At 28.9% G+C, this 20,086-nt stretch carries 21 protein-coding genes; 16 read left to right on the top strand and 5 right to left on the bottom strand.

The window, feature by feature from the left end; all coding sequences use genetic code 11:
• Nucleotide 1 precedes the first annotated feature (1 nt).
• Nucleotides 2-463, top strand: coding sequence for a 6,7-dimethyl-8-ribityllumazine synthase (gene ribH, locus KQI41_RS10510; RefSeq protein ID WP_154442805.1), 462 nt, complete (start codon nt 2-4; stop codon nt 461-463).
• Nucleotides 464-874: 411 nt separating this feature from the next.
• Here ribH and KQI41_RS10505 read toward each other — a convergent pair whose 3' ends face one another.
• The 4 genes from KQI41_RS10505 to KQI41_RS10490 form a co-directional block, all read right to left on the bottom strand.
• Entirely contained in the window at nt 875-2,092 is a 1,218-nt protein-coding gene (locus tag KQI41_RS10505; protein ID WP_216585251.1) for an IS256 family transposase, read from the bottom strand.
• A gap of 122 nt (nt 2,093-2,214) precedes the next feature.
• Entirely contained in the window at nt 2,215-3,021 is an 807-nt protein-coding gene (locus tag KQI41_RS10500) for a DUF169 domain-containing protein (RefSeq protein WP_154439704.1), read from the bottom strand.
• 284 nt (nt 3,022-3,305) lie between these two features.
• Nucleotides 3,306-3,695: an adenosylmethionine decarboxylase gene (gene speD / locus KQI41_RS10495; RefSeq protein ID WP_154439705.1), complete on the bottom strand. Its 390-nt coding sequence runs from the start codon at nt 3,693-3,695 to the stop codon at nt 3,306-3,308.
• Nucleotides 3,696-3,729: 34 nt separating this feature from the next.
• Nucleotides 3,730-4,896, bottom strand: coding sequence for a bis-aminopropyl spermidine synthase family protein (locus tag KQI41_RS10490; protein ID WP_154439706.1), 1,167 nt, complete (start codon nt 4,894-4,896; stop codon nt 3,730-3,732).
• Nucleotides 4,897-5,609: 713 nt separating this feature from the next.
• Between KQI41_RS10490 and KQI41_RS19290 the strand changes: the two genes are divergently transcribed.
• The gene (locus KQI41_RS19290) at nt 5,610-5,771 is read left to right on the top strand and encodes an SDR family oxidoreductase (RefSeq protein WP_216585960.1); all 162 of its coding nucleotides are present in this window, start codon (nt 5,610-5,612) and stop codon (nt 5,769-5,771) included.
• A 181-nt stretch (nt 5,772-5,952) separates the two neighbouring features.
• Here KQI41_RS19290 and pdxR read toward each other — a convergent pair whose 3' ends face one another.
• The gene (gene pdxR, locus KQI41_RS10480; RefSeq protein ID WP_483414787.1) at nt 5,953-7,350 is read right to left on the bottom strand and encodes a MocR-like pyridoxine biosynthesis transcription factor PdxR; all 1,398 of its coding nucleotides are present in this window, start codon (nt 7,348-7,350) and stop codon (nt 5,953-5,955) included.
• Between the two features lie 202 nt (nt 7,351-7,552).
• On the opposite strand from pdxR, the gene KQI41_RS10475 reads away from it, so the two are divergent.
• The 14 genes from KQI41_RS10475 to KQI41_RS10410 all read left to right on the top strand — a co-directional run bounded on the left by KQI41_RS10475 (nt 7,553) and on the right by KQI41_RS10410 (nt 20,062).
• Nucleotides 7,553-8,026, top strand: coding sequence for a pyridoxamine 5'-phosphate oxidase family protein (locus KQI41_RS10475; protein WP_154439707.1), 474 nt, complete (start codon nt 7,553-7,555; stop codon nt 8,024-8,026).
• A 413-nt stretch (nt 8,027-8,439) separates the two neighbouring features.
• Nucleotides 8,440-9,129, top strand: a complete 690-nt coding sequence (locus KQI41_RS10470; protein ID WP_154439708.1) for a response regulator transcription factor — start codon at nt 8,440-8,442, stop codon at nt 9,127-9,129.
• Nucleotides 9,130-10,098 (top strand): sensor histidine kinase, encoded by a 969-nt coding sequence (locus KQI41_RS10465; protein WP_154439709.1) that lies wholly within the window; start codon nt 9,130-9,132, stop codon nt 10,096-10,098. It begins immediately after the preceding gene.
• A gap of 134 nt (nt 10,099-10,232) precedes the next feature.
• Nucleotides 10,233-10,985, top strand: coding sequence for an ABC transporter ATP-binding protein (locus KQI41_RS10460; RefSeq protein ID WP_154439710.1), 753 nt, complete (start codon nt 10,233-10,235; stop codon nt 10,983-10,985).
• Nucleotides 10,975-12,873, top strand: a complete 1,899-nt coding sequence (locus KQI41_RS10455) for an ABC transporter permease (protein ID WP_154439711.1) — start codon at nt 10,975-10,977, stop codon at nt 12,871-12,873. The genes KQI41_RS10460 and KQI41_RS10455 overlap by 11 nt, the downstream gene beginning before the upstream one ends.
• A gap of 53 nt (nt 12,874-12,926) precedes the next feature.
• On the top strand, nt 12,927-13,652 hold the full coding sequence (locus KQI41_RS10450) for a TraX family protein (protein ID WP_154439712.1): 726 nt from the start codon (nt 12,927-12,929) through the stop codon (nt 13,650-13,652).
• 355 nt (nt 13,653-14,007) lie between these two features.
• Complete coding sequence (locus KQI41_RS10445) at nt 14,008-14,355, top strand: DUF134 domain-containing protein (protein ID WP_154439713.1); 348 nt, start codon at nt 14,008-14,010, stop codon at nt 14,353-14,355.
• A gap of 169 nt (nt 14,356-14,524) precedes the next feature.
• Nucleotides 14,525-14,743 (top strand): hypothetical protein, encoded by a 219-nt coding sequence (locus KQI41_RS10440; protein WP_154439714.1) that lies wholly within the window; start codon nt 14,525-14,527, stop codon nt 14,741-14,743.
• Between the two features lie 61 nt (nt 14,744-14,804).
• Entirely contained in the window at nt 14,805-15,644 is an 840-nt protein-coding gene (locus tag KQI41_RS10435; RefSeq protein WP_154439715.1) for a P-loop NTPase, read from the top strand.
• A gap of 283 nt (nt 15,645-15,927) precedes the next feature.
• Complete coding sequence (locus KQI41_RS10430; protein WP_154439716.1) at nt 15,928-16,404, top strand: flavodoxin; 477 nt, start codon at nt 15,928-15,930, stop codon at nt 16,402-16,404.
• Nucleotides 16,401-17,132, top strand: a complete 732-nt coding sequence (locus tag KQI41_RS10425) for a class I SAM-dependent methyltransferase (RefSeq protein ID WP_154439717.1) — start codon at nt 16,401-16,403, stop codon at nt 17,130-17,132. The genes KQI41_RS10430 and KQI41_RS10425 overlap by 4 nt, the downstream gene beginning before the upstream one ends.
• A gap of 156 nt (nt 17,133-17,288) precedes the next feature.
• Nucleotides 17,289-18,167 (top strand): AraC family transcriptional regulator, encoded by an 879-nt coding sequence (locus KQI41_RS10420; protein WP_154439718.1) that lies wholly within the window; start codon nt 17,289-17,291, stop codon nt 18,165-18,167.
• Nucleotides 18,168-18,369: 202 nt separating this feature from the next.
• A complete protein-coding gene (locus KQI41_RS10415) occupies nt 18,370-19,131 on the top strand; it encodes a hypothetical protein (protein WP_154439719.1) in 762 nt (253 codons plus the stop codon).
• 76 nt (nt 19,132-19,207) lie between these two features.
• A complete protein-coding gene (locus KQI41_RS10410; RefSeq protein WP_154439720.1) occupies nt 19,208-20,062 on the top strand; it encodes a GNAT family N-acetyltransferase in 855 nt (284 codons plus the stop codon).
• Nucleotides 20,063-20,086 lie beyond the last annotated feature (24 nt).

The raw sequence follows: 20,086 nt of genomic DNA, 5'->3' as shown, positions 1-20,086 counted from the left end.
AATGAAAATATATGAGGGGAAATTAGTAGCACAGGGGTTAAAGTTTGGTATTATAGTAGGAAGATTTAACGAGTTTATAGGAGGTAAACTTTTAGATGGAGCTTTGGATGCGTTAAAGAGACATGGAGTAGAGGAAAATGAGATTGAAATAGCATGGGTTCCAGGTGCTTTTGAAATTCCACTTGTAGCCAAAAAAATGGCTAAATTAAATAAATACCATGGGGTTATCTGTCTTGGTGCAGTTATAAGAGGAACTACACCTCATTTTGAGTATGTATCTACTGAAGTAACAAAGGGAGTCGCTAGTGTATCATTAGAAACAGAAATTCCCATAATATTTGGAGTATTAACGACTGATACAATTGAACAGGCAATAGAGAGAGCAGGAACAAAGGCTGGAAATAAGGGTTATGATGCAGCTGTTACAGCCATTGAAATGGCAAATCTACTTAATCAGTTTTAAGATGATAAAATCAATTTATGAAAACTATATGCCTCCAGATTCTGGAGGCATATATATTTGATTCCTAGATAATAAGATTCTTAGTAGAGAATGTAAATAACTTTGTGCTTTAGAGAGAATCGTTCATCTCTAATCTGACAAGAAATATTAAACTGGATAAAACTTACAACTAAATATCTTGATTTTATCTTTGCCAAGACTATTTTATTTTATGCATTAAAATGAATAGTTTTGGCAATAATTTTATATAAGTGATGCTATGACTTTTTACAAATGGATTTTAGCTTTACTTTTATAAAAAACTCTTTTGTTTTTTAAGGAGTTATAGGCTTTAAATTAGTATTACAAGCTATTTAAACGCCCATAATTCCAGATTTAGAAGGTTTTTATATGCCACTCAGTATAATTACATTAAAGATGGACATTTACTCGTTCTTCAAAGAAGATGGATAGTTGATTTATAATTAAATCCCAGCTTTTATATCTTTGGGTCCATTTCTTTATGGTATTTTGACTAGCTAAGTAAAGTATCTTTTCTAGAGCTTGATCAGATGGGAACATAGTTTTAGTCTTGGTTACTTTTCTTAGCTGTCTATGAAAACCTTCTATTATATTTGTAGTGTACATTATGGTTCGAATCTCCTGAGGATACTTGAAAAATGGAGATAGTACATCCCAATTTGACTCCCAACTCTTAACTGCATGTGGGTATTTATCTCCCCATTTCTTTTCAAGTTCCCCAAGGTTTTCAAGAGCTTCTTCTTCATTTATCGCCTTATATACTGATTTAAAATCATTAGCAAACTCCTTTGAATGCTTGTAACTAACATATTTAAAAGAATTTCTAAGCTGATGAATTACACATCTTTGTATTTCTGCATTAGGATATGCTGCATTTATTGCCTCTTTAAGCCCTGTTAATCCATCTACGCTAAATATTAATACATCTTGTAGACCTCTATTTTTCAAATCATTCAAAACTCCAAGCCAGAACTTAGCTGATTCATTTTCACCTATCCAAATCCCTAAAACATCTTTAAATCCGTCTAAATTAACACATAAAACTACATAAGCTGCTTTGCTTTTTATCTGTCCATCTTCTCTTACTTTATAATGTATTGCATCCATAAATACAAATGGATATATTGGATTTAGGGGTCTATTCTGCCATTCTTTTATATGTGGAATTATTCCATCAGTCATTTTGCTTACCATTTCGGCTGATATTTCTATTCCATATATATCTTTTATCTGTTCGTGTATATCTCTAGTTGACATACCCCTTCCATAAAGAGCTATTACCTTTTCTTCAATACCAGAAATATCTCTTTTATTTTTAGGTATTACAATTGGCTCAAACTCACCATTTCTATCCCTTGGTACTTCTAGTGGAATTTCACCAAATTGAGTTTTTACAGTCTTTTGGGTATAGCCATTTCGCCTATTATCTGTTTGTTTATTCTTTTTATCTCCTTTAGAGTACCCTAATTCTGCCTCAAGTTCTGCCTCTAACATCTCTTGAAGTACATCTTTAAACATATCCTTTAGATATGAATGAAGATCTCCTGGTGTTGTTAAATTTCCATCACTAATCATATTTCTTAAAACTTCTTTTGGTAATGTTGACATAAAAAATTCTCCTTTCTGGTTCAAATCATATTTTGATTCTTGCCAGAAAAGAGAATTTCATTTCGTAAAAGCACAGATTATTTTACACTACCTCTTAGTATTAAGTATTTTATTTGATAAACCTATTTATTAATTTCAATTTTTCCGCCAGTATAAGATCCATCATCATAATTCTCATTAAATTTGATACCACTAGTATCTAATCCACGTTCTTCTAATCTTTTTTCAATACCTTCCTTCTTTTTATCTCTTTCAAAAGGATTAGCTGTTTCTTTAACGCCTTCTACAATTTCATACCACTTTTCAAAAGGAATACCAATGCCTATTTCGTCAGCTTGCCAATCTGCAACTAGGCGAGTTCCTGGACATAATAAAGTGATATTAATGTCTTTAGTGTTATAAGGATAGGTTGTTAAATCTTGACAAACTGCTTGTAGCCCAACAGTTCTTAAGTTAGACGTGTAACCGTTAAAATAGCCATGTCCTTGTATCATTCTCATAACATTATAGGGACTGCTCACCACAACTACAACATCTGGATTCTCTTTATAATTTTCAAGAGGCATAACTGCTATGCCCGCAGGCTCTTCTTTTAAGAACAACATTTCATCACTGATGCTTTTTGATGTTTCCACATCATGATAAATATTTTTACTAAACCTTGCTTTTCCACTTGCCATTGGCTCAGGCACTTCTTTCATTTTTAAAGCCATTGCTCCATTAGGACATCCTTGATTTTCTTTAGTAAGTTTCATAGAGTTACCTTTACTTGCAAGCTGTACGGAATTGCAATAGGTTACTTTACGATCTCTTTGAGGAACTTCAAAATTATCAAATTCATCTTTATCAAAGAAAAACTTAATTCCTACTGGTTTTCGATCTAAATCTAAATATGATTCGATTAGATCTACACTATGTTTAATATTCATCTTTTTTCCTCCATATTAAATTAATTAGCTATTCCAATTAATTTTGATTATATCATCATGGTCTAAAAAAGAATAATAAAAAATCTTTATATAAAATAATTTAATATTGATAAAATTAATTAATGAAATCCGGGTGTGATGCTTGTTATATAACTTAATAATTATGATATTACCTTTTGTTTCAAAAGTAAAATTAACCCTTGAAAACAACCTAAACAAATAAATTTTGTAGATAGATTCTCCAGCATATCTTAAGAGGATGATAAAGATGTTATATAAGATATTTATAAAAGATTTTTGTTATCTTCTAAAATCCGATCTACTATTCCTCTAGAGATCTCTGTTAAATCAGCTCTTTTTGCTTTTAACTTTCCTTCTAAAAACTTAAAAGCAACCCAAGGCTTTATTGTATTCCCACAAGTAAACAAATCTACGGCTGCATATTTATATTCAGGCCAAGTATGAATAGTTAGGTGTGATTCTTCAATAACCACAACCCCACTAACTCCCCAAGGACTAAATGTGTGAAATACACTTTCCACAATTGTAGCTTGAGCTATTTTAGCGGCTTCTATCATATGTTTCTCTATTAGTGATGTATTTTTTAATACTTCGCTATCACAATCATAGTATTCAATTAAAAGATGGTTTCCTAATTGTTTTTGTTTAATCATAACTTCTCCTTTTCTATGGTTATTTTATATTTAACTAATTCATATTTTTTCTCTGGATTAACTCAAATACTTGGCTATTACATTTATAACAACCTTTTGATTTTAATGTTTCTATATTATTAAACTTTTCAGAACATCCCACCTTTATAATTTCATCACATTGTTTACATCTATAGGAACGTACTGTTTCCTTCAGTTCCCCAGTATATAAAACTCCTTTATAATAGGTTTTTATTAAGGATTTAGTTATATTAGTAGTCTTAAGAACAATCATTTGTCCTGTGTTCCCAATTATACTAGCCCCTTCATAGGTATTAAACCTAGCCATTACCTCTGAAACTATAAGTCCCATACTAAAGAAACACTTTTGCATAGTTAATTGAAAATCTGGAGACTTGTGAGCATAAGAAAAATAAATAGTAAGCCCACTATGGTCTTTTAAGGCTTCTATCCCTCTTGAAAGAAACAAATTCATTCCTTCAAGAGTATAAGGTGGATCTGTAAAAAAACAATCAAATTGATTTCTAAAATTATCCGCTAATGGAGTCCTAAAATCTACATATTCACACTTAATTGGGAGGGATTCTCTTATAGATATATCATTTATATAGTCTATAATTCTTTTATCAATATCCATTACAGTAATTTTAGTAGTATGATGAATATTATTAAAAAGTTTTTTTAGGAGAAAACCTAAAGCTATACTTACTAGGTCATCATCTCCCAAACACAAAATTTTTTTTCCTACCAGGTTATGATTTTTAAGAGACAATATTGCCCTTTTTAAAGATGTATCTATACTGGACTTTGACTGATCTATAGTGACATCTGCCTGAGGACGATTGTCAAAGAGCTCCTGTAGTTCATCTCTTATTTCCATAATTTCTTTGTGTTCCTTCCAAGGTTCTATTAATAGTTTCATATATAAATCAATATTTATTTTTTTGAACCCTAATTGTTCCTCTATAAAATGTCTACCCTTTATTGTAAGTCTTGTTCCACGGTCTTGAATAACCAATTCTTTTTTAATAAATTCTTTTTTTATAGCTGCAACTATAGGAACAGGTAAGAGACTATCTCTTGCTAATTCTTTAGTAGAAATCCCTTCTTTAAAGTATATTGTTATTAATATGTTCTCTATAGCTTTCTTACCTTCTTCAATATTTATATTCTTGTTTACTTCATCTATATAATTAAGCATTGTTTGTTGTCCTCCATATTTATCATTTTAAATTTCATTACATAGCTTATAAAAAACAAAATATTGTTTATATTTATGCCAATATTGAAAGTAAAAAGAAACATGAACAAAAAACAAAAAAGGTTATAGTAACACGAAGTCACTATAACCTTTTACCATTTACATTATATGTCAAATACTACCTTATATTGAATTCCAATAAGTAATATGCTAAAAGTCATATTAAAATATTTAAACTACAAAAAATATAACATTATATAAGGTATGTAAAAATTCATATTTGATATAAAATAATTCTAATAAACACTAATTATTCTAATATATTGTATGGTTTAATGATATCCATGTTTCTAACTTATCCTAAAAAAGTTATAAACAAATAAACCTAGACAATATAGGTTTAAATACTTTTTAGGATACAACTATTTAGTTGGTTTAGTTAAAAACAAATTCGGACATCAAATTCTCTCCCTTATATTCCTCTAATATTTAGTCCTTTACAAGCTGATTATAGCATATAAAAATATTTTCTTCAAATATAAAAACGCATATTTTAATTAAAAATGCTTTTGGCCAAGAAATAACATTATAGAAGAGGATTTAATAAAGAACGCCAATAATTCTCAAAAAGTGGAATGTTAATTGGGAGTGCAAACTATATAAAATATAATAATAGGACCATAAGTTAATATGGTTCTGCTACTAAAGCTACCATAGTTGGTTTTACACGTGCATTAGCAAATAATTTAGTAAGTAAAGGCATTAGGGTAAATGCAGTTGCACCTGGCCGTATATGGACTCCATTAATTCCGTCAAGTTTCTCTGCCGATGTAGTCACACAAGCTGGTAATCCAATGAATCTGAAACACCAGTAATAGAAATTAAATTCTCCTCTATATCTAGCAAAATTTACATAGTTATATTTAACTTGTAATAAGATTAAAACCTTTTAATATTTTTAATAGAAAAATCTTCTCCTACAACACCAGAATTAACATATCCATCTGGAACAGTAGTTCTATAAATGATTTATTTATGAGATACAATTTATATCATTCAACTAAACCATACCTTTTTCAAGATAGTAATAGCTTCAATGATCTCTTCTTCACTTAACATGCTAAATCCCATAAGTATCATATTGTTTGAGTAATTTTCTTTTATATACCAAAATGGTGAGATTGGATAAATTTTTATTTTATGTGCTTTTGCTTTTTCAATCAACCAATCTTGATTCTCTCCATTAATAAATTCTAAAACTATGTGTAAACCTGCATTATTACCATGTATTATAACCTTATTGCCCATTAAATTAGTGAGTGTTTGTATTAAGGTATCATGTTTCTTTTTATAAGAAAGTCGTGCTTTTCTTAAGTGTCTTTCCCAGTGTCCACCAGACATATATAGACTTAGTATTTTTTGTTGCAACCATGGAACTGTTGGATAATATCCATTAAATAATTCATTGTATTTAGGTAATAGCCATTTAGGTAAAATCATATAACTCATGCGAAGTCCTGGTGATAATGCCTTTGAAAAGGTACCTAAATAAATGACTCTTTCATTGTTATCGATTGATTGGAGAGAAGGAATAGGTCTAGAGTGATATCTAAATTCACTGTCATAGTCATCTTCTATAATAACACCATCATTCTGAGTTGCCCAATGAAGTAGATGTATTCTATTTTGAATAGGCATAATAACACCAGTGGGAAACTGATGGGAAGGTGTAATATATACAAGTTTTGCTGAAGTGTTTTTTAATTCTAACATGTCTATTCCATGGGCTTTTACAGGAATAGGATTAACTTCAAAATTATTGTTTTCAAATACAATTCTAGCACCATCATATCCAGGCTCTTCAAATGCAATTTTAGGGCTATGTTTAGAAAAAATCTTGCATATTAAATCTAGTGAATGCTGATTTCCTGAACAAATAATTATTTGTTCAGCAGTACAAGAGACTGCCCTAAAGACTTTAAGGTAATTCATAATTTCCATTCGTAAATCTAACTCACCTTGTTTATGATTATAAAAGTTGATTTTTTTAGAATCAATTGATGAAAGAGCCTTAGCAGTCAAACGTCGCCATAGTGAATATGGAAATATTGAATCATCAAAAATTCCATATTGAAAATTATATTTATATAATAAAGGATCATCATTAAATGAAGATGATTCATTATTATCTTTTTCTATATTTTCATGTAATTCATCCAGGACTTGATTTGGATAAAATGGAAATTCTTCATTTATATTTTTTACAATAAAGCCTGATCCAGGAATACTTTCAATATATCCCTCAAGTGAAAGTTGGGAATATGAATTCTCTATGGTATTTCTAGAAACATATAATTCCTTTGCTAATATTCTTGTAGAAGTAAGTCTATCTCCTTCAACCAGGATTCCCTTAATAATATCTTCCTTAATCTGTTCATAGATTTGTTGATAAATCGGTATTTCAGATTTCTCATCAATATAAATTATAAAATCACCTCACAATATATTTGAAAACTGTATCCATCATTTAGTATCAAACTGGCACTTTAAACATATCCAGTATATGATACAATTTTACTATAAGGTTTATGATTAGTAAATGGGTGTTTTATTTACAGATTAACAATGAATAGAGTTAAAAAATAGGGGGAATTTTATGCAATTTAGAATGAAAAATCATCAGTTAACAAAAGAGCAAGTAAATGACTTATTGGAAAGATCACTGGACTGTGTCCTTGTGACTCAAAATAGTGATGGATTTCCATATGCTGTCCCAATGAATTTTGTATACTATAATGATAAAATTTACATGCATGGATTGCCAAAGGGAAAGAAAACCGACAATATTAAGCTAAATTCTAAAGTATGTGTTGAGGTTCATGAAATGTTAGGATTATTATGTGAAGATATTGATGTAGCCTGTGATGTAAATGTTAAGTATAATAGTGTTATTATATTAGGACATGCAAGGCTTCTTACGGATATCAATATAAAAAGAGAAATATTAAATAGAGTAGTAAATAAATATACTCCTCAATTTTCTGGGGAAGTTCTGCCTAAGAATATGGTAAAGGGAACAGGGGTTATTGAGGTGGAAATCAAAGAATGTACAGGTAAATATTATAAATAAAGGACTTACTAAAAAAGACTATGATGGATTATCAATTTATCATAGTCTTTTGTATTCTAAATGAAAAGTATTGTACTTTATAATTAAAAACTAAATATAGAAACCAAATATGATAATCAGCATTGTACAAATGGAATGATAGCTTGATTTGTTAGTTTAGAGTTTATATAATGTATATGAATTCTTTATCGTACACATTACTTTTAAAAAGAAAAATTATCGAATTAGATATATGTTCTTTATAAATGAAGTTAATAATAATACAGATAAGTAGCATAATTAAATTAAGAGTCAGTTTTACTCTGAAAAATTTAGTGATTTTAGAAAGAAACATACTGATCAAGTAAGTTATATAGTAAATTACATAGGTTATAGTTTTATATGGAATTTATTATAAATCTAGGAGGAATATTATGTATAAAATTATGATTATAGAAGACGATATTTCTATAGCTGAGAGTTTAAAAATTTATATTGAAAAATATAATTACGAAGTATTTATAATAAAACAGTTTGAAAATATAATAGATGAGTTTAATAAATATGAACCTGATTTAATCCTTTTAGATGTAAATTTACCTGTATATGATGGTTTTTTCTGGTGTAGAGAAATTAGGAATATATCCAATCTACCTATAATATTTATATCTGCTAGAACGGGAGATTTAGAGCAAGTATATGCAATGGATAATGGTGCTGATGACTATATTATTAAACCATTTTCATTAGACATAGTTATAGCAAAAATAAATGCAAACATTAGAAGGGCTTATGGAGATTATAGTCATATGAATAAGGAGAGAATCTTAAGCCTAAAGGATGTAACTCTACATTGTGAATCCCTAACATTGAAGAATATCAATGAAGAAGTAAGATTAACTAAAAAGGAAGTTGAACTATTATCTTTATTTATAGAAAATTATCCTAAAGTTATTTCTAGGGAAGAATTACTAAGGGCTTTATGGGATGATGAAATGTTCGTAGAAGAAAATACTCTAAATGTAAACATTACAAGGATTAGAAAAAGATTGACAGAGGTAGATGCAAGATTCTTTATTGAGTCTGTAAGAGGGATAGGGTATAGGCTTGTGGAGGTTCAGTAAATGAAATTATTTATAAAACATCATATTTCCTTTATAATTTTATTTATATCGGTGTTTATATGCTTAGGGGTTATCATTGAGGTTTTAGGAGGAATTGAAAACAATTTTAAATACTTTGTTTTTTTAAGTTTTTTTCAGCTATTTATTTTTTTATTTATTAAATATTTTAGAAATTATAGAATTTATAATATTTTATGTAATAAACCTAAGGAACTTGAAGATATGTTATTAAACAATCCGAAATCAAGCTTAGAAGAAGAATTTTCACTAAATCAAAGAGAATATTTTAAAATATTTAATAACAAAGTATTAGAGCTAGAAAGTATTCAAAAAGAATATAAAACATTTATAGATCAGAGCATTCATCAAATGAAAACACCTTTATCTGTAATCAGCATGATTTCCCAAAACAATGGAGAAAATGAAGATTTCAAAAAGGTCTTAATTCAAGTAAATAGCTTAAATTATTATCTATCTCAGACTTTAAATTTTTTAAGACTAAGTGACATTGAAAAAGATATGCAAATTGAAAAGATAAATTTAAGAACTGTAGTGGTAGAAGTTATTAATGGATTAAAGGATTTTTTTATTTTGAATTCAATCTATCCTTCTGTAAATATTAATGAAAATATATTTGTTTTTACAGATAAAAAGCAAATTAAAAATGTTATTTATCAAATTACAACCAATGGAATAAAGTATAGTAAGAAAAATAGCAAATTAATATTTGATATTGAAATTAATACTAAATATACTATTTTAAATATAACAAATGAAGGAATAGGAATACCCTCTAGTGATATAGACAGGATATTTGATATTTTTTATACAGGAGAAAATGGAAGGATATATGGAGAATCTAGTGGTGTAGGACTTTATATAACAAAGAAAATTTTAGACTTATTATCGCATAATATTACAGTAAAATCTGTTCTAAATGGAAAAACTACATTTAGTATTTACTTTTAAAAATCATGATTATTCATGGTTTTTTGTTTTATTACAAATATGTAATGAGGTTGTAATTTATTTGAATAGTAAGATCTCAAAAGATAAACTATAATTGATTTATAGTTTAGGACAACAAGAAGGAGGAAAAACATATGGTTTTACAAGTTAAAAATCTTTCTAAAATTTATCTAGGAAAGATTAATTATACAGCATTAGAAAGAATCGAATTTAACTTAAAGAAAGGTGAATTTGTAGGAGTCATGGGCCCTTCTGGTAGTGGTAAAACTACCTTATTAAATTGTGTTTCAACTATAGATGAACCTTCAACTGGTGAAGTTTTAGTAAATGGAAAAAATCCACATAAACTAGGAGAAGAAGAGTTATCTAAATTTCGCAGGAGTGAACTAGGTTTTGTTTTTCAAGATTTTAATTTAGTAAATACTTTGACAGTAAAAGAAAACATAATCTTACCATTAGTACTAGATAATATAGGTTTAGAGATTATAGAAGAAAGACTTAATAAGATTAGTAAACTTTTAGGAATCAAAGAAATATTAAATAAAAGAACCTTTGAAATCTCAGGAGGACAAGCTCAGAGAATTGCCATAGCAAGGGCATTAATCCATAATCCATCTTTATTATTAGCTGATGAACCTACTGGTAATTTAGACACTAAAGCCGCAAAAGATGTTATGAAAATATTCACTGCTATTAATGAAGAATTGAATACATCTATTTTAATGGTTACTCATGATCCTTATATAGCAAGTTTTTGCAATCGAGTTATTTTTATAAAAGATGGAAATTTATATAATGAAATTCATAAAGGAGATAATAAATCTATATTTTATAAGAAAATAATAGACATGTTGAGTTTCTTAGGGGGAAATATAGATGACATTTAAAAGATTAGCTTTTAATAATGTATGGAGAGATAAATGGACATATTTAGCATATTTTTTAAGTAGTATATTTTCGGTACTATTGTTTTTCTTATTTTCAGTTTCCATGTTTCACCCAGATTTAGATAAGATTCAATCTGGTTCATCTTTATCTATGGCTATGGGAGCAGGGAATATATTAATCTATTTGTTTTCTTTTTTCTTTATCTCCTATTCTATAGGTTCTTTTTTAAAAAATAAGCAAAAGATATTAGGGGTTTTCATATTAAACGGTGCAAGCAAAAAACAAATAAATAAAATGATATTTATAGAGAATATGTTAGTTGGTGTCGTTGCAATTATTGTAGCAATTATTTTAGGTTTAGCCCTTACCCCCCTTGCTCTTATGGTTTCTAGTTATACCCTAGGAATAGAGGGTTTCAATATGTATCTTCCAATAAAAGCTATTATATTAACATCTGGACTGTTTTTGGGATTATTTTTCTTAATATCTATTATATCACCTAGATTCGTAAGAAAAGAAAAAGTTTTAAACTTATTAAGATCAGATAAGAAAGATGAAAAGGACATAAAGATATCGCCATTTTTTATGACACTAGGTATTATATCAATCTTTGCTTTAATAATTTTAATTATTCTTAAAAAAATAGAATTAATTTTAAGTAGTACCATAGGAATATTTGGTATCTTTTTACTTGGATTAGTGAGCCTATACTTTTTAATAATAGTGATTAGTAAGCTAGTATTAGAATTAATTATTAAAAGTAAACACTATTATAAGAAGACTAATATGCTTTTAATAGCTGAGTTTAAATCTAAATTTAGAACTAATATAAATATGATATTCATGGTAACAATTTTATTAATTGTTGCTTTCTCCGTAACTACGCTTTTATATGGAATGAGAAAGGATGTAGAGGTTAAAACCTTAGAAAGCTATCCATTCAATTATATATATATTGTTAATGAAAATACGGTAAATATAAGAGAAAAATTAAAAGCTTTAGAAAATACATTATCTACAAAAGATGGATATGTAAAATCAAAATTTGATATTTTGTCTTTAAAAGATATAGCTTATACAAATATAGGTATTATTTCTGAGAGGGAATATAATAAGGCAGCCCAAAAATTGAACTTAAAACAAATGGATTTAAACAGCAATGAAATATTCATAGTACCAGGAAAGAAGATGAGGAATTTTAATCTAAATGATAATAGTAGTTTAAAAATCTTAGAAGGAAAATCAATTGATGATTTAAAGATTATAGGACAAGGTGAACGACTGATTACACCTGAGGGTTATTTTACAAATCTTTTAGTAATAGAGGATGAATTTTATAATAGTCTAGATAAAAGAGAATTTAGTATAAATGAAGTAAATGTTTTTAATGTCCATAATTGGAAGGAGGATTTAGCTACAGCTAATAGTTTAAGACAGATAGTAACAGATAATGGAGAAAATCTTGTAGGTTTCTTTAGTGCTGGTAGCCTTTATGAAACAGAAAAGATGACAAAAAATCTGATGTTATATATTGGTAGTGCATTAAGTATAATATTTATATTAGCTGTTGCTAGTATCATATATTTCCGATTAATCACAGAAAAGGAAAGCGAAGCTATAAAATATAAGAATTTAATGAAGACTGGATTGTCAAAAAAAGAATTTTCAACAATAATTTATAAAAATATAGGGTTACTAATGTATATACCTTTTATAATAGCTACAATATTTTTATTTATACAAAAATGGATTCTGGCCTCAAAGCTGAATTTAAATTATTCTAAAGCAACCGTTGGAGGTTTTATAATATTTTTGGTAATTCAAACTATAGGATATCTTATGACGGTAGAAAACTATAAGAAGTCTATATTACATTTAATTAAGTAAAGATATTATCATATTAACAGCGTTTGAAAATCAAGTTTAATAGGAGGAAGAAATTGAAAAGATTAAATGCGTTTCAATTAAAAAGCTTTGCACTTATGGTAATGTTAATGGATCATCTGTACTTTGCATTTAGTGATATTTTTCCTTTATGGTTTCATCCATTTTCAAGATTTGTAGCTCCATTATTTGGTTACTTTCTGGTAGAAGGATTATTTCATACTAAAAATAAGCTTAAATATAATATCAGATTATTTGGTTGGGCCATATTTATGGAAGTAGGAAATTTTGTAATAAATAAAGTTCTAGGTTCTAAAGATATTAATATTAATCTTAATATTTTTATGACTCTAGCATTGGGATTTACAATAATTAATATATTTGAACTTAGTAAGAACAGTAAGGGAAATATAAAACTAGGATTGAGGATTTTAGCCATTGCCTTGATACCATTAGGTTTGTTTACAGAGGGTGGTATATCCTTGATACCATTTGTATTAATAACTTATTTTTTTAGGGGGAATATGAAAAGGACAGTCATAGGATATTGGATATTGTCTGTGTTATTATTCTCAATATCTTATGTTCAACTTGATACTTTAGAAATGACAATAAGGATGTTAATGTTTAATTCTGATTTCTTACTTATATTTGTTGTTCCATTTATAATGTTATATAATGGGGAAAGGGGATCAAATAATAAGTTTAACAAGTATTTATTCTATGTGTTTTATCCACTACATTTATGGTTATTAGCAATAATTGAGTTTGCATTAAAATAAAAAAAGGTTTCTATTGACAAATGTCTGAAGATACAGTGGAAAACAAGTATTTTGCCAGACAGGGTTAGATAGAATGGCAAGTTATTTGATTGGCTGTTGAGTTTAAATCAGAGTTGAAATATATATAAAAATGTAAAGAAAAATGACTGCTAGTTAGAGGAACGCCATTCCTTCATTAGTAGTCATTTTTATAATATCCTTTGTAAATTGAAAGTTAAAAATAAATAGTTATTGACATATGTCATAAACCGAGTATAATAAAAATTGAAAATACATATGTTAGAAACTATAAAAGGATTATAGATAACTTGAGGATACTCCAGTTAATTTCAATTATAAATGAGGTGATAAAATTATGCCAAGACCAATGAAATGGAGAAAAGTATGCTACCTACCAGAAAGTAATAAATTTGGTCCTCTTGATTCACTTGCAGATACAAGAAATTATGTGAATATGACAGTTGACCAGTACGAAACAATAAGGCTTATTGATTTGGAAGGCTTTACACAAGAAGAGTGTGCCAAGCAGATGAATATTGCACGGACTACAGTTCAGGGCATCTATGTGGAAGCCAGAAAAAAGTTGGCTGAATCATTGGTAAATGGAAAGGTACTGTTGATTGAAGGAGGCGAATATCGGCTTTGTGATGGATTAGGAAATGGATGTATCCGAGATTGTCGTAGACTGAGACGTAGCAGATGATTTACACACCTTGTTTGGTGCTTATAATCTCAACATGGTATCAGTTTTAGTATGACTTAACAGTATGAATATGATTTTAATAGTAAGTAGTTAAACGTTCTATATGGATTATTACTGATGTGGAAAAAATTCCAAGAATAGAAGCGAAATGTAGAGCTGAGACAGTAATATGTATAAAGAATTCGATATTAATATGGAAAATACAGAAAAGATAAAAAAACTATATAAAAAACGACAATTAGTTTTTATTGGTAAAGTCCCCTTTGAATTGAACGTAGTAAAAGTGATTAATAACGGGAAGACTACTGTAGATATATACTGTGAATTATCCACGGCAGTGAAAGTTACTAATGTAGCAAAACAATCAATTGGAAGCATTTATAGTTAATAACATTAACTATTTGGCAGTAGATAATGAAATAATAATATAAAATAAAGGAGATAAAATTATGAGCGAAAATTGTAACCAGAGCTGTAGCAGTTGCTCTGAGGACTGTGCAGAAAGAAAAGAACAAAAAGTTGATTTTTTCGAAAAACCCCACGAGATGAGCAGTATTAAAAAGGTCATTGGTATTGTTAGTGGCAAAGGAGGAGTTGGTAAATCACTTGTTACCTCTATGCTTGCAGTTACTATGAACAGAATGGGTTATCATACTGCAATTCTTGATGCAGATATTACTGGACCTTCTATTCCTAAAGCATTTGGTATCATAGAGAAAGCCAAAGGTAGTGAATTCGGGTTATTTCCTGTTAAAACCAAGACTGGTATTGACATTATGTCTATTAATTTAATTTTAGAAAACGATACGGACCCAGTCCTATGGAGAGGGCCTATTATTGCTGGCACAGTAAAGCAATTTTGGACTGATGTTATCTGGAGTGATATAGATTTCATGTTTATAGATATGCCTCCAGGTACTGGAGATGTCCCTCTTACTGTATTTCAGTCCATTGCTGTTGATGGGATTATTGTCGTAACCTCTCCACAAGAGCTGGTATCTATGATAGTATCAAAAGCCGTTAAGATGGCAGAAATGATGAATATCCCCATTATTGGTTTAGTAGAAAACATGTCTTATTTCAAATGTCCTGATAATGGTAAAGACTATCAGATTTTTGGAGATAGTCATATTGAAGAAATAGCAGATAAACATAATCTGAAGGTTCTTGCAAAATTACCCATTGATTCAAAAGTTTCAGCTGCATGTGATAGGGGTATGATAGAATTTTTTGAGGGTAATTGGCTTGAATCAATTGCTCAGAAATTAGAAAGAATGGAAGAGAAATAAATGATTATAGACTTAACTTTCTAAATTATATGGGTATAAACGTAATGTTCTTAGGTAGGACAGGTAGTGCAACCATAAGGAAAAATGAAAAATTACAGCATACATCTAAACCGCTCTTATAGGGCGGTTTAGTTTTACTGATTTAACTAAAATAAGCATTGCTATTACTATGAAGGAATATCTATGATTATTTTTTTAAAAGACTTGACAGTTATGCTATATTACAGCTTATAATGGAGAAAAATAAACATAAAATATATAGTAGGATTTCGGAGGTACTTTTATGAGTAAAATATTAGTTGTATACTACTCTTATTCAGATACAACAAAGAGTTTAGCAGAAGATATAGCTATCATTACAGATGGAGATATTAGAGAAATAATTCCAGAAAATCCTTATTCATTTACTTACAATGGTGCTACAAAAGAAGTAAGAAATGAAATTGAAAGAGGATATTGCCCTAAGCTGATTTCTGGAAATGAATCAATAGATGATTATGAATATATTTTTGTAGGAACTCCTAATTGGTTCAAATCTTTTGCACCACCAATACTTAGCTTTTTGCGTAGCGTTGACTTATATGGAAAGAAAGTTATCCCCTTTTGTACCCATGGTGGAGGTGGATTTGGTCAGATAGAAGTCAACATATCAAAAGAATGTCCTAATTCAAAGATATTATCGGGATTTCAAGCAACAAGTGATTTTGATGACAAGAAAGTGAAAGATTGGATTGATAAAATCATGGAGGAAATTATATGAATAACATTTATGATGATAAACAATTCTTTGAACAATATAGTAAAATGTCACGAAGCCAACAGGGCTTATCTGGAGCAGGTGAGTGGTATCAGTTTAAACTTTTGTTTCCAGATTTAAAGGATAAAAGTGTACTGGATTTGGGATGTGGCTATGGATGGCATTGTAAATATGCTGTGGAATGTGGTGCTAATCAAGTATTGGGAATAGATTTAAGTGAAAAAATGATACATGAAGCAAAAGAAAAAAATGGTGATTTGAAAATTACATATCAAGTCTGTGGGCTAGATGATTATCATTATCCTAATGATTCATATGACTGTGTGATTTCTAATTTGGTGCTTCATTATATTGAAGACGTTGAAATAATTTTCAAAAATGTATATAGGACGTTAAAATCCAATGGAGTTTTTCTTCTTAACATTGAACATCCTGTTTTTACAGCAGGTGTAAAACAAGATTGGATTTATAATTCTGATGGAAGTCCAAAATATTGGCCTGTAGACGATTACTTCTATTCTGGAGAGCGAGAGACTAATTTTCTTGGGCAGAATGTTAAAAAACAGCATCACACATTGACTCAGATATTGATGGGATTAATAAATGCTGGATTTCAGCTAGAAGTAGTGGAAGAAGCCATGCCAAGTAATGACATGATGGATATTTCGGGTATGTTAGATGAAATGCGTCGTCCAATGATGTTAATGATTAAGTCTATTAAACAAGGATAGTGATAAACTCTATATAGTAAAACCATCTGTTAACATATAATTAAACTTTTAATTTATAGGAATATGTTTTTTATATAAACAGTCAATAGTTGCACCAGAATTGTCGGGTACTTACTTCTTAGTTTTGCTATGATAAGTTTAATGGAGGTCATAGGTATGAATATAATATTACAAATGAATAAGGCAATGACATATATTGAAGAAAATCTTATGGGAGAGATAGATTTTGAGGAAATGTCTAGAATAGCTTGCTGTTCAGAATATCATTTTCGACGTATGTTTTCATTTCTTGCAGGAATGTCCTTAGGTGAGTATATTCGTCGCAGGAAATTATCACTAGCTGCAGTTTTGCTAAATAACCAAGATAATAAAATTATTGATGTGGCATTACAGCTTGGTTATAACTCTCCTGATGCTTTTACTAAAGCTTTTCAAGCAATGCATGGTATAGCACCATCTAATGTAAAAAAAGGAAACACTACTTTAAAAGCATTTCCTCCTATGACTTTCCAATTAACTATTAAAGGAGGCAATGAGATGGACTATCGAATTGTAGAAAAAGACCCATTCAAAATTGTAGGACTTAAAAAGAGGATAACCTTAATATTTGAAGGAGTAAATCATCAGATGGATTCTCTAGTAGAAAGTTTAACTGATGAAAGGATTAAATATTTAAAAAGTCTTTGTAATATTGAACCTAGTGGTATATTAAGTGTATCAGCAAATTTTTCTGAAAGATCAGTTGAAGGTAGTGAACTTGACCAGTATATAGGAATTGCAACTACAAAACAAGTATCTGGTCATTGGGAAGTATTAGAGGTAGATGCCACTAGTTGGGCAGTCTTTTCTGTTGTTGGCGAGTTTCCTAAAGCATTGCAGGATACATGGGCACGTATTTATGGGGAGTGGTTTCCTACTTCTGGTTATGAACTGACTGGTGGTCCTGAGATCCTTTGGAATGAAAGTTCGGATACTAGCAAACATGACTATAAAAGTGAAATATGGATTCCAGTGAGAAAATCTAATCTAATATAATTATCAATAATATGATCATCTATTTTTAAAATGCACCTCAAAAGCTAGAAAATGATTTTAACTTTTGAAGGTGCATTTTATGGTTATTTAATGAGTGAAAGTATGATATTATAAAGTAAAGATCATTTAACTGAGAGATAAATGGAAATTTAAAAGGAATTAAATATGAAATATTATAATACATCACAAGGGGGCTGTTACAATGAAGCTGGTATATAAAGACCCAGGATATAAATATTCTGCAGAATCGATTTCGGAATTTATAAAACAGGATGGATATTGGAGTGAACCAATATTTCATTTTTTCCCAGAATTGTTGAAGTTCAAAGACTCATTTAATAAAAATGACAATAATAAGGATATTATGGAAGAAATTTTGGGAACAGTTATTGAATTGTACCAATGTAGGGAAAAGGAAATACAAAGTAAGGTTGTTTCATATCAAGAAAGTTGGAATCATTATGAAAAATTAATTAATGATCGTTTTTCTTCCATATTTGAATTTGATACTGGGGAGGTTTTTAACAATCTAGTATGTAATATAACATTAAATCCCATAAGCCCTAGACACTTAAAGGAATGTATTTTTGATGTATTTTATATGAATAGTGATAAGGGGTCAATAGGGTCTGCTTTGCATGAGATTGTTCATTATCTATGGTTTTACTTATGGAATCGTAAGTACAAGGATACATATGAGCAATATGAATCTCCAAGTTTAATTTGGGTTTTAAGTGAGGCTGTAGTAGAACAGATTCTAAATGATAAGGAATTTAATAGAATTAATCCTTATTATGAAAGTGGAAATGCTTATCCCTATTTTTATAAAATGTCTATTAAAGGTAGGCTATTGTATGATTATCTAGATGACATATATAAAAATAATTCTATAGATAAATTTATGGATAAGAGTTATCAATTTATGCTAGAGAATGAAGAAGAAATAAGAAGTCAAATGGCATAGGGATATTTATAGAGTTTAATATGATTTATTAAGGAGATGAGTTAAAATTAGTATAATAGAGATTCCAAGAATTGTTTTGAAAAACAACTTTGATGAGGCTGAATATCATGATATAAAGAAATTGGAGAAGATTTGCATTGAACATGATAAAATTTCATTTAAGCTAGAGCTGGATTATAAGTTGAGAAACGTTAAACAGAGTAATATAGGAATAATTAGTATTAATGAATTTATGTACTATAATAGTAATGAACTCATAGGATATATAGGAATAAGTGAGTTTGAGCAAGGGGTTCTAGAAATAAGCGGATTAGTTCATCCAGAGTATAGAAATAGAGGAATTTTTACTCAATTGCATAATTTAGTTGAAGCCGAGCTTAAAAAAAGAAATAATCATAAAATACTTGTGCTTTGTGATAATAATTCATCTTTGGGAATTAATTTTATAAAGAAAGTCAGTAAAGAATACCATCATTCTGAATATGATATGATTCTAAATAAGGATTTGTTTCCAAAGTCATTAGAGCATAGTCTTAATATTAGAAATGCATCAAAAAATGATGCTGGAGAAATAGCTATTATGACGAAAGATTTTTTTGACATAGAAATAAAAGAAGATATGGTTATTACAGAGAGCATAGAAAATGGCAGTCTTTTTATTGCGGAATTAAACAATATAGGAATAGGAAGTGTTAGAATAGAATTAATTGATGGAGTAGGAGGTATATATGGCTTAGGAGTGCTTTCACAATATAGAGGAAAAGGATATGGAAAAGAATTGCTTATGTGGTCTGTTGAAAGGTTAATAAAAATGGGTGCTGAAAAAGTCATTCTTCAAGTGGATACTGATAATGATAATGCCCTTAATTTATATAAATCATGTGGATTTGAAGTAGACCATGCTATAAGCTATTATATTATTAAGAGATAGTATAGTGAGATCGTGATATTTATA

This window comes from Tissierella pigra, assembly GCF_018917845.1.
Lineage (GTDB): Bacteria > Bacillota > Clostridia > Tissierellales > Tissierellaceae > Tissierella > Tissierella pigra.
Note: the sequence above shows the minus strand (reverse complement) of the source record. Positions and strands in the feature narration are given on the sequence as shown.

Excerpts from the sequence above, each read along its gene's own strand:
- KQI41_RS10505 (WP_216585251.1), bottom strand. The coding sequence starts at position 2,092 with ATGTCAACATTACCAAAAGAAGTTTTAAGAAATATGATTAGTGATGGA.
- KQI41_RS10455 (WP_154439711.1), top strand. The coding sequence starts at position 10,975 with ATGACATTTAAAAGATTAGCTTTTAATAATGTATGGAGAGATAAATGG.
- KQI41_RS10420 (WP_154439718.1), top strand. The coding sequence starts at position 17,289 with ATGAATATAATATTACAAATGAATAAGGCAATGACATATATTGAAGAA.
- KQI41_RS10425 (WP_154439717.1), top strand. The coding sequence starts at position 16,401 with ATGAATAACATTTATGATGATAAACAATTCTTTGAACAATATAGTAAA.
- KQI41_RS10430 (WP_154439716.1), top strand. The coding sequence starts at position 15,928 with ATGAGTAAAATATTAGTTGTATACTACTCTTATTCAGATACAACAAAG.
- KQI41_RS10460 (WP_154439710.1), top strand. The coding sequence starts at position 10,233 with ATGGTTTTACAAGTTAAAAATCTTTCTAAAATTTATCTAGGAAAGATT.
- KQI41_RS10465 (WP_154439709.1), top strand. The coding sequence starts at position 9,130 with ATGAAATTATTTATAAAACATCATATTTCCTTTATAATTTTATTTATA.
- KQI41_RS10475 (WP_154439707.1), top strand. The coding sequence starts at position 7,553 with ATGCAATTTAGAATGAAAAATCATCAGTTAACAAAAGAGCAAGTAAAT.
- KQI41_RS10445 (WP_154439713.1), top strand. The coding sequence starts at position 14,008 with ATGCCAAGACCAATGAAATGGAGAAAAGTATGCTACCTACCAGAAAGT.
- ribH (WP_154442805.1), top strand. The coding sequence starts at position 2 with ATGAAAATATATGAGGGGAAATTAGTAGCACAGGGGTTAAAGTTTGGT.
- speD (WP_154439705.1), bottom strand. The coding sequence starts at position 3,695 with ATGATTAAACAAAAACAATTAGGAAACCATCTTTTAATTGAATACTAT.
- KQI41_RS10470 (WP_154439708.1), top strand. The coding sequence starts at position 8,440 with ATGTATAAAATTATGATTATAGAAGACGATATTTCTATAGCTGAGAGT.
- KQI41_RS10490 (WP_154439706.1), bottom strand. The coding sequence starts at position 4,896 with ATGCTTAATTATATAGATGAAGTAAACAAGAATATAAATATTGAAGAA.
- KQI41_RS10415 (WP_154439719.1), top strand. The coding sequence starts at position 18,370 with ATGAAGCTGGTATATAAAGACCCAGGATATAAATATTCTGCAGAATCG.
- KQI41_RS10435 (WP_154439715.1), top strand. The coding sequence starts at position 14,805 with ATGAGCGAAAATTGTAACCAGAGCTGTAGCAGTTGCTCTGAGGACTGT.
- KQI41_RS10440 (WP_154439714.1), top strand. The coding sequence starts at position 14,525 with ATGTATAAAGAATTCGATATTAATATGGAAAATACAGAAAAGATAAAA.
- KQI41_RS10500 (WP_154439704.1), bottom strand. The coding sequence starts at position 3,021 with ATGAATATTAAACATAGTGTAGATCTAATCGAATCATATTTAGATTTA.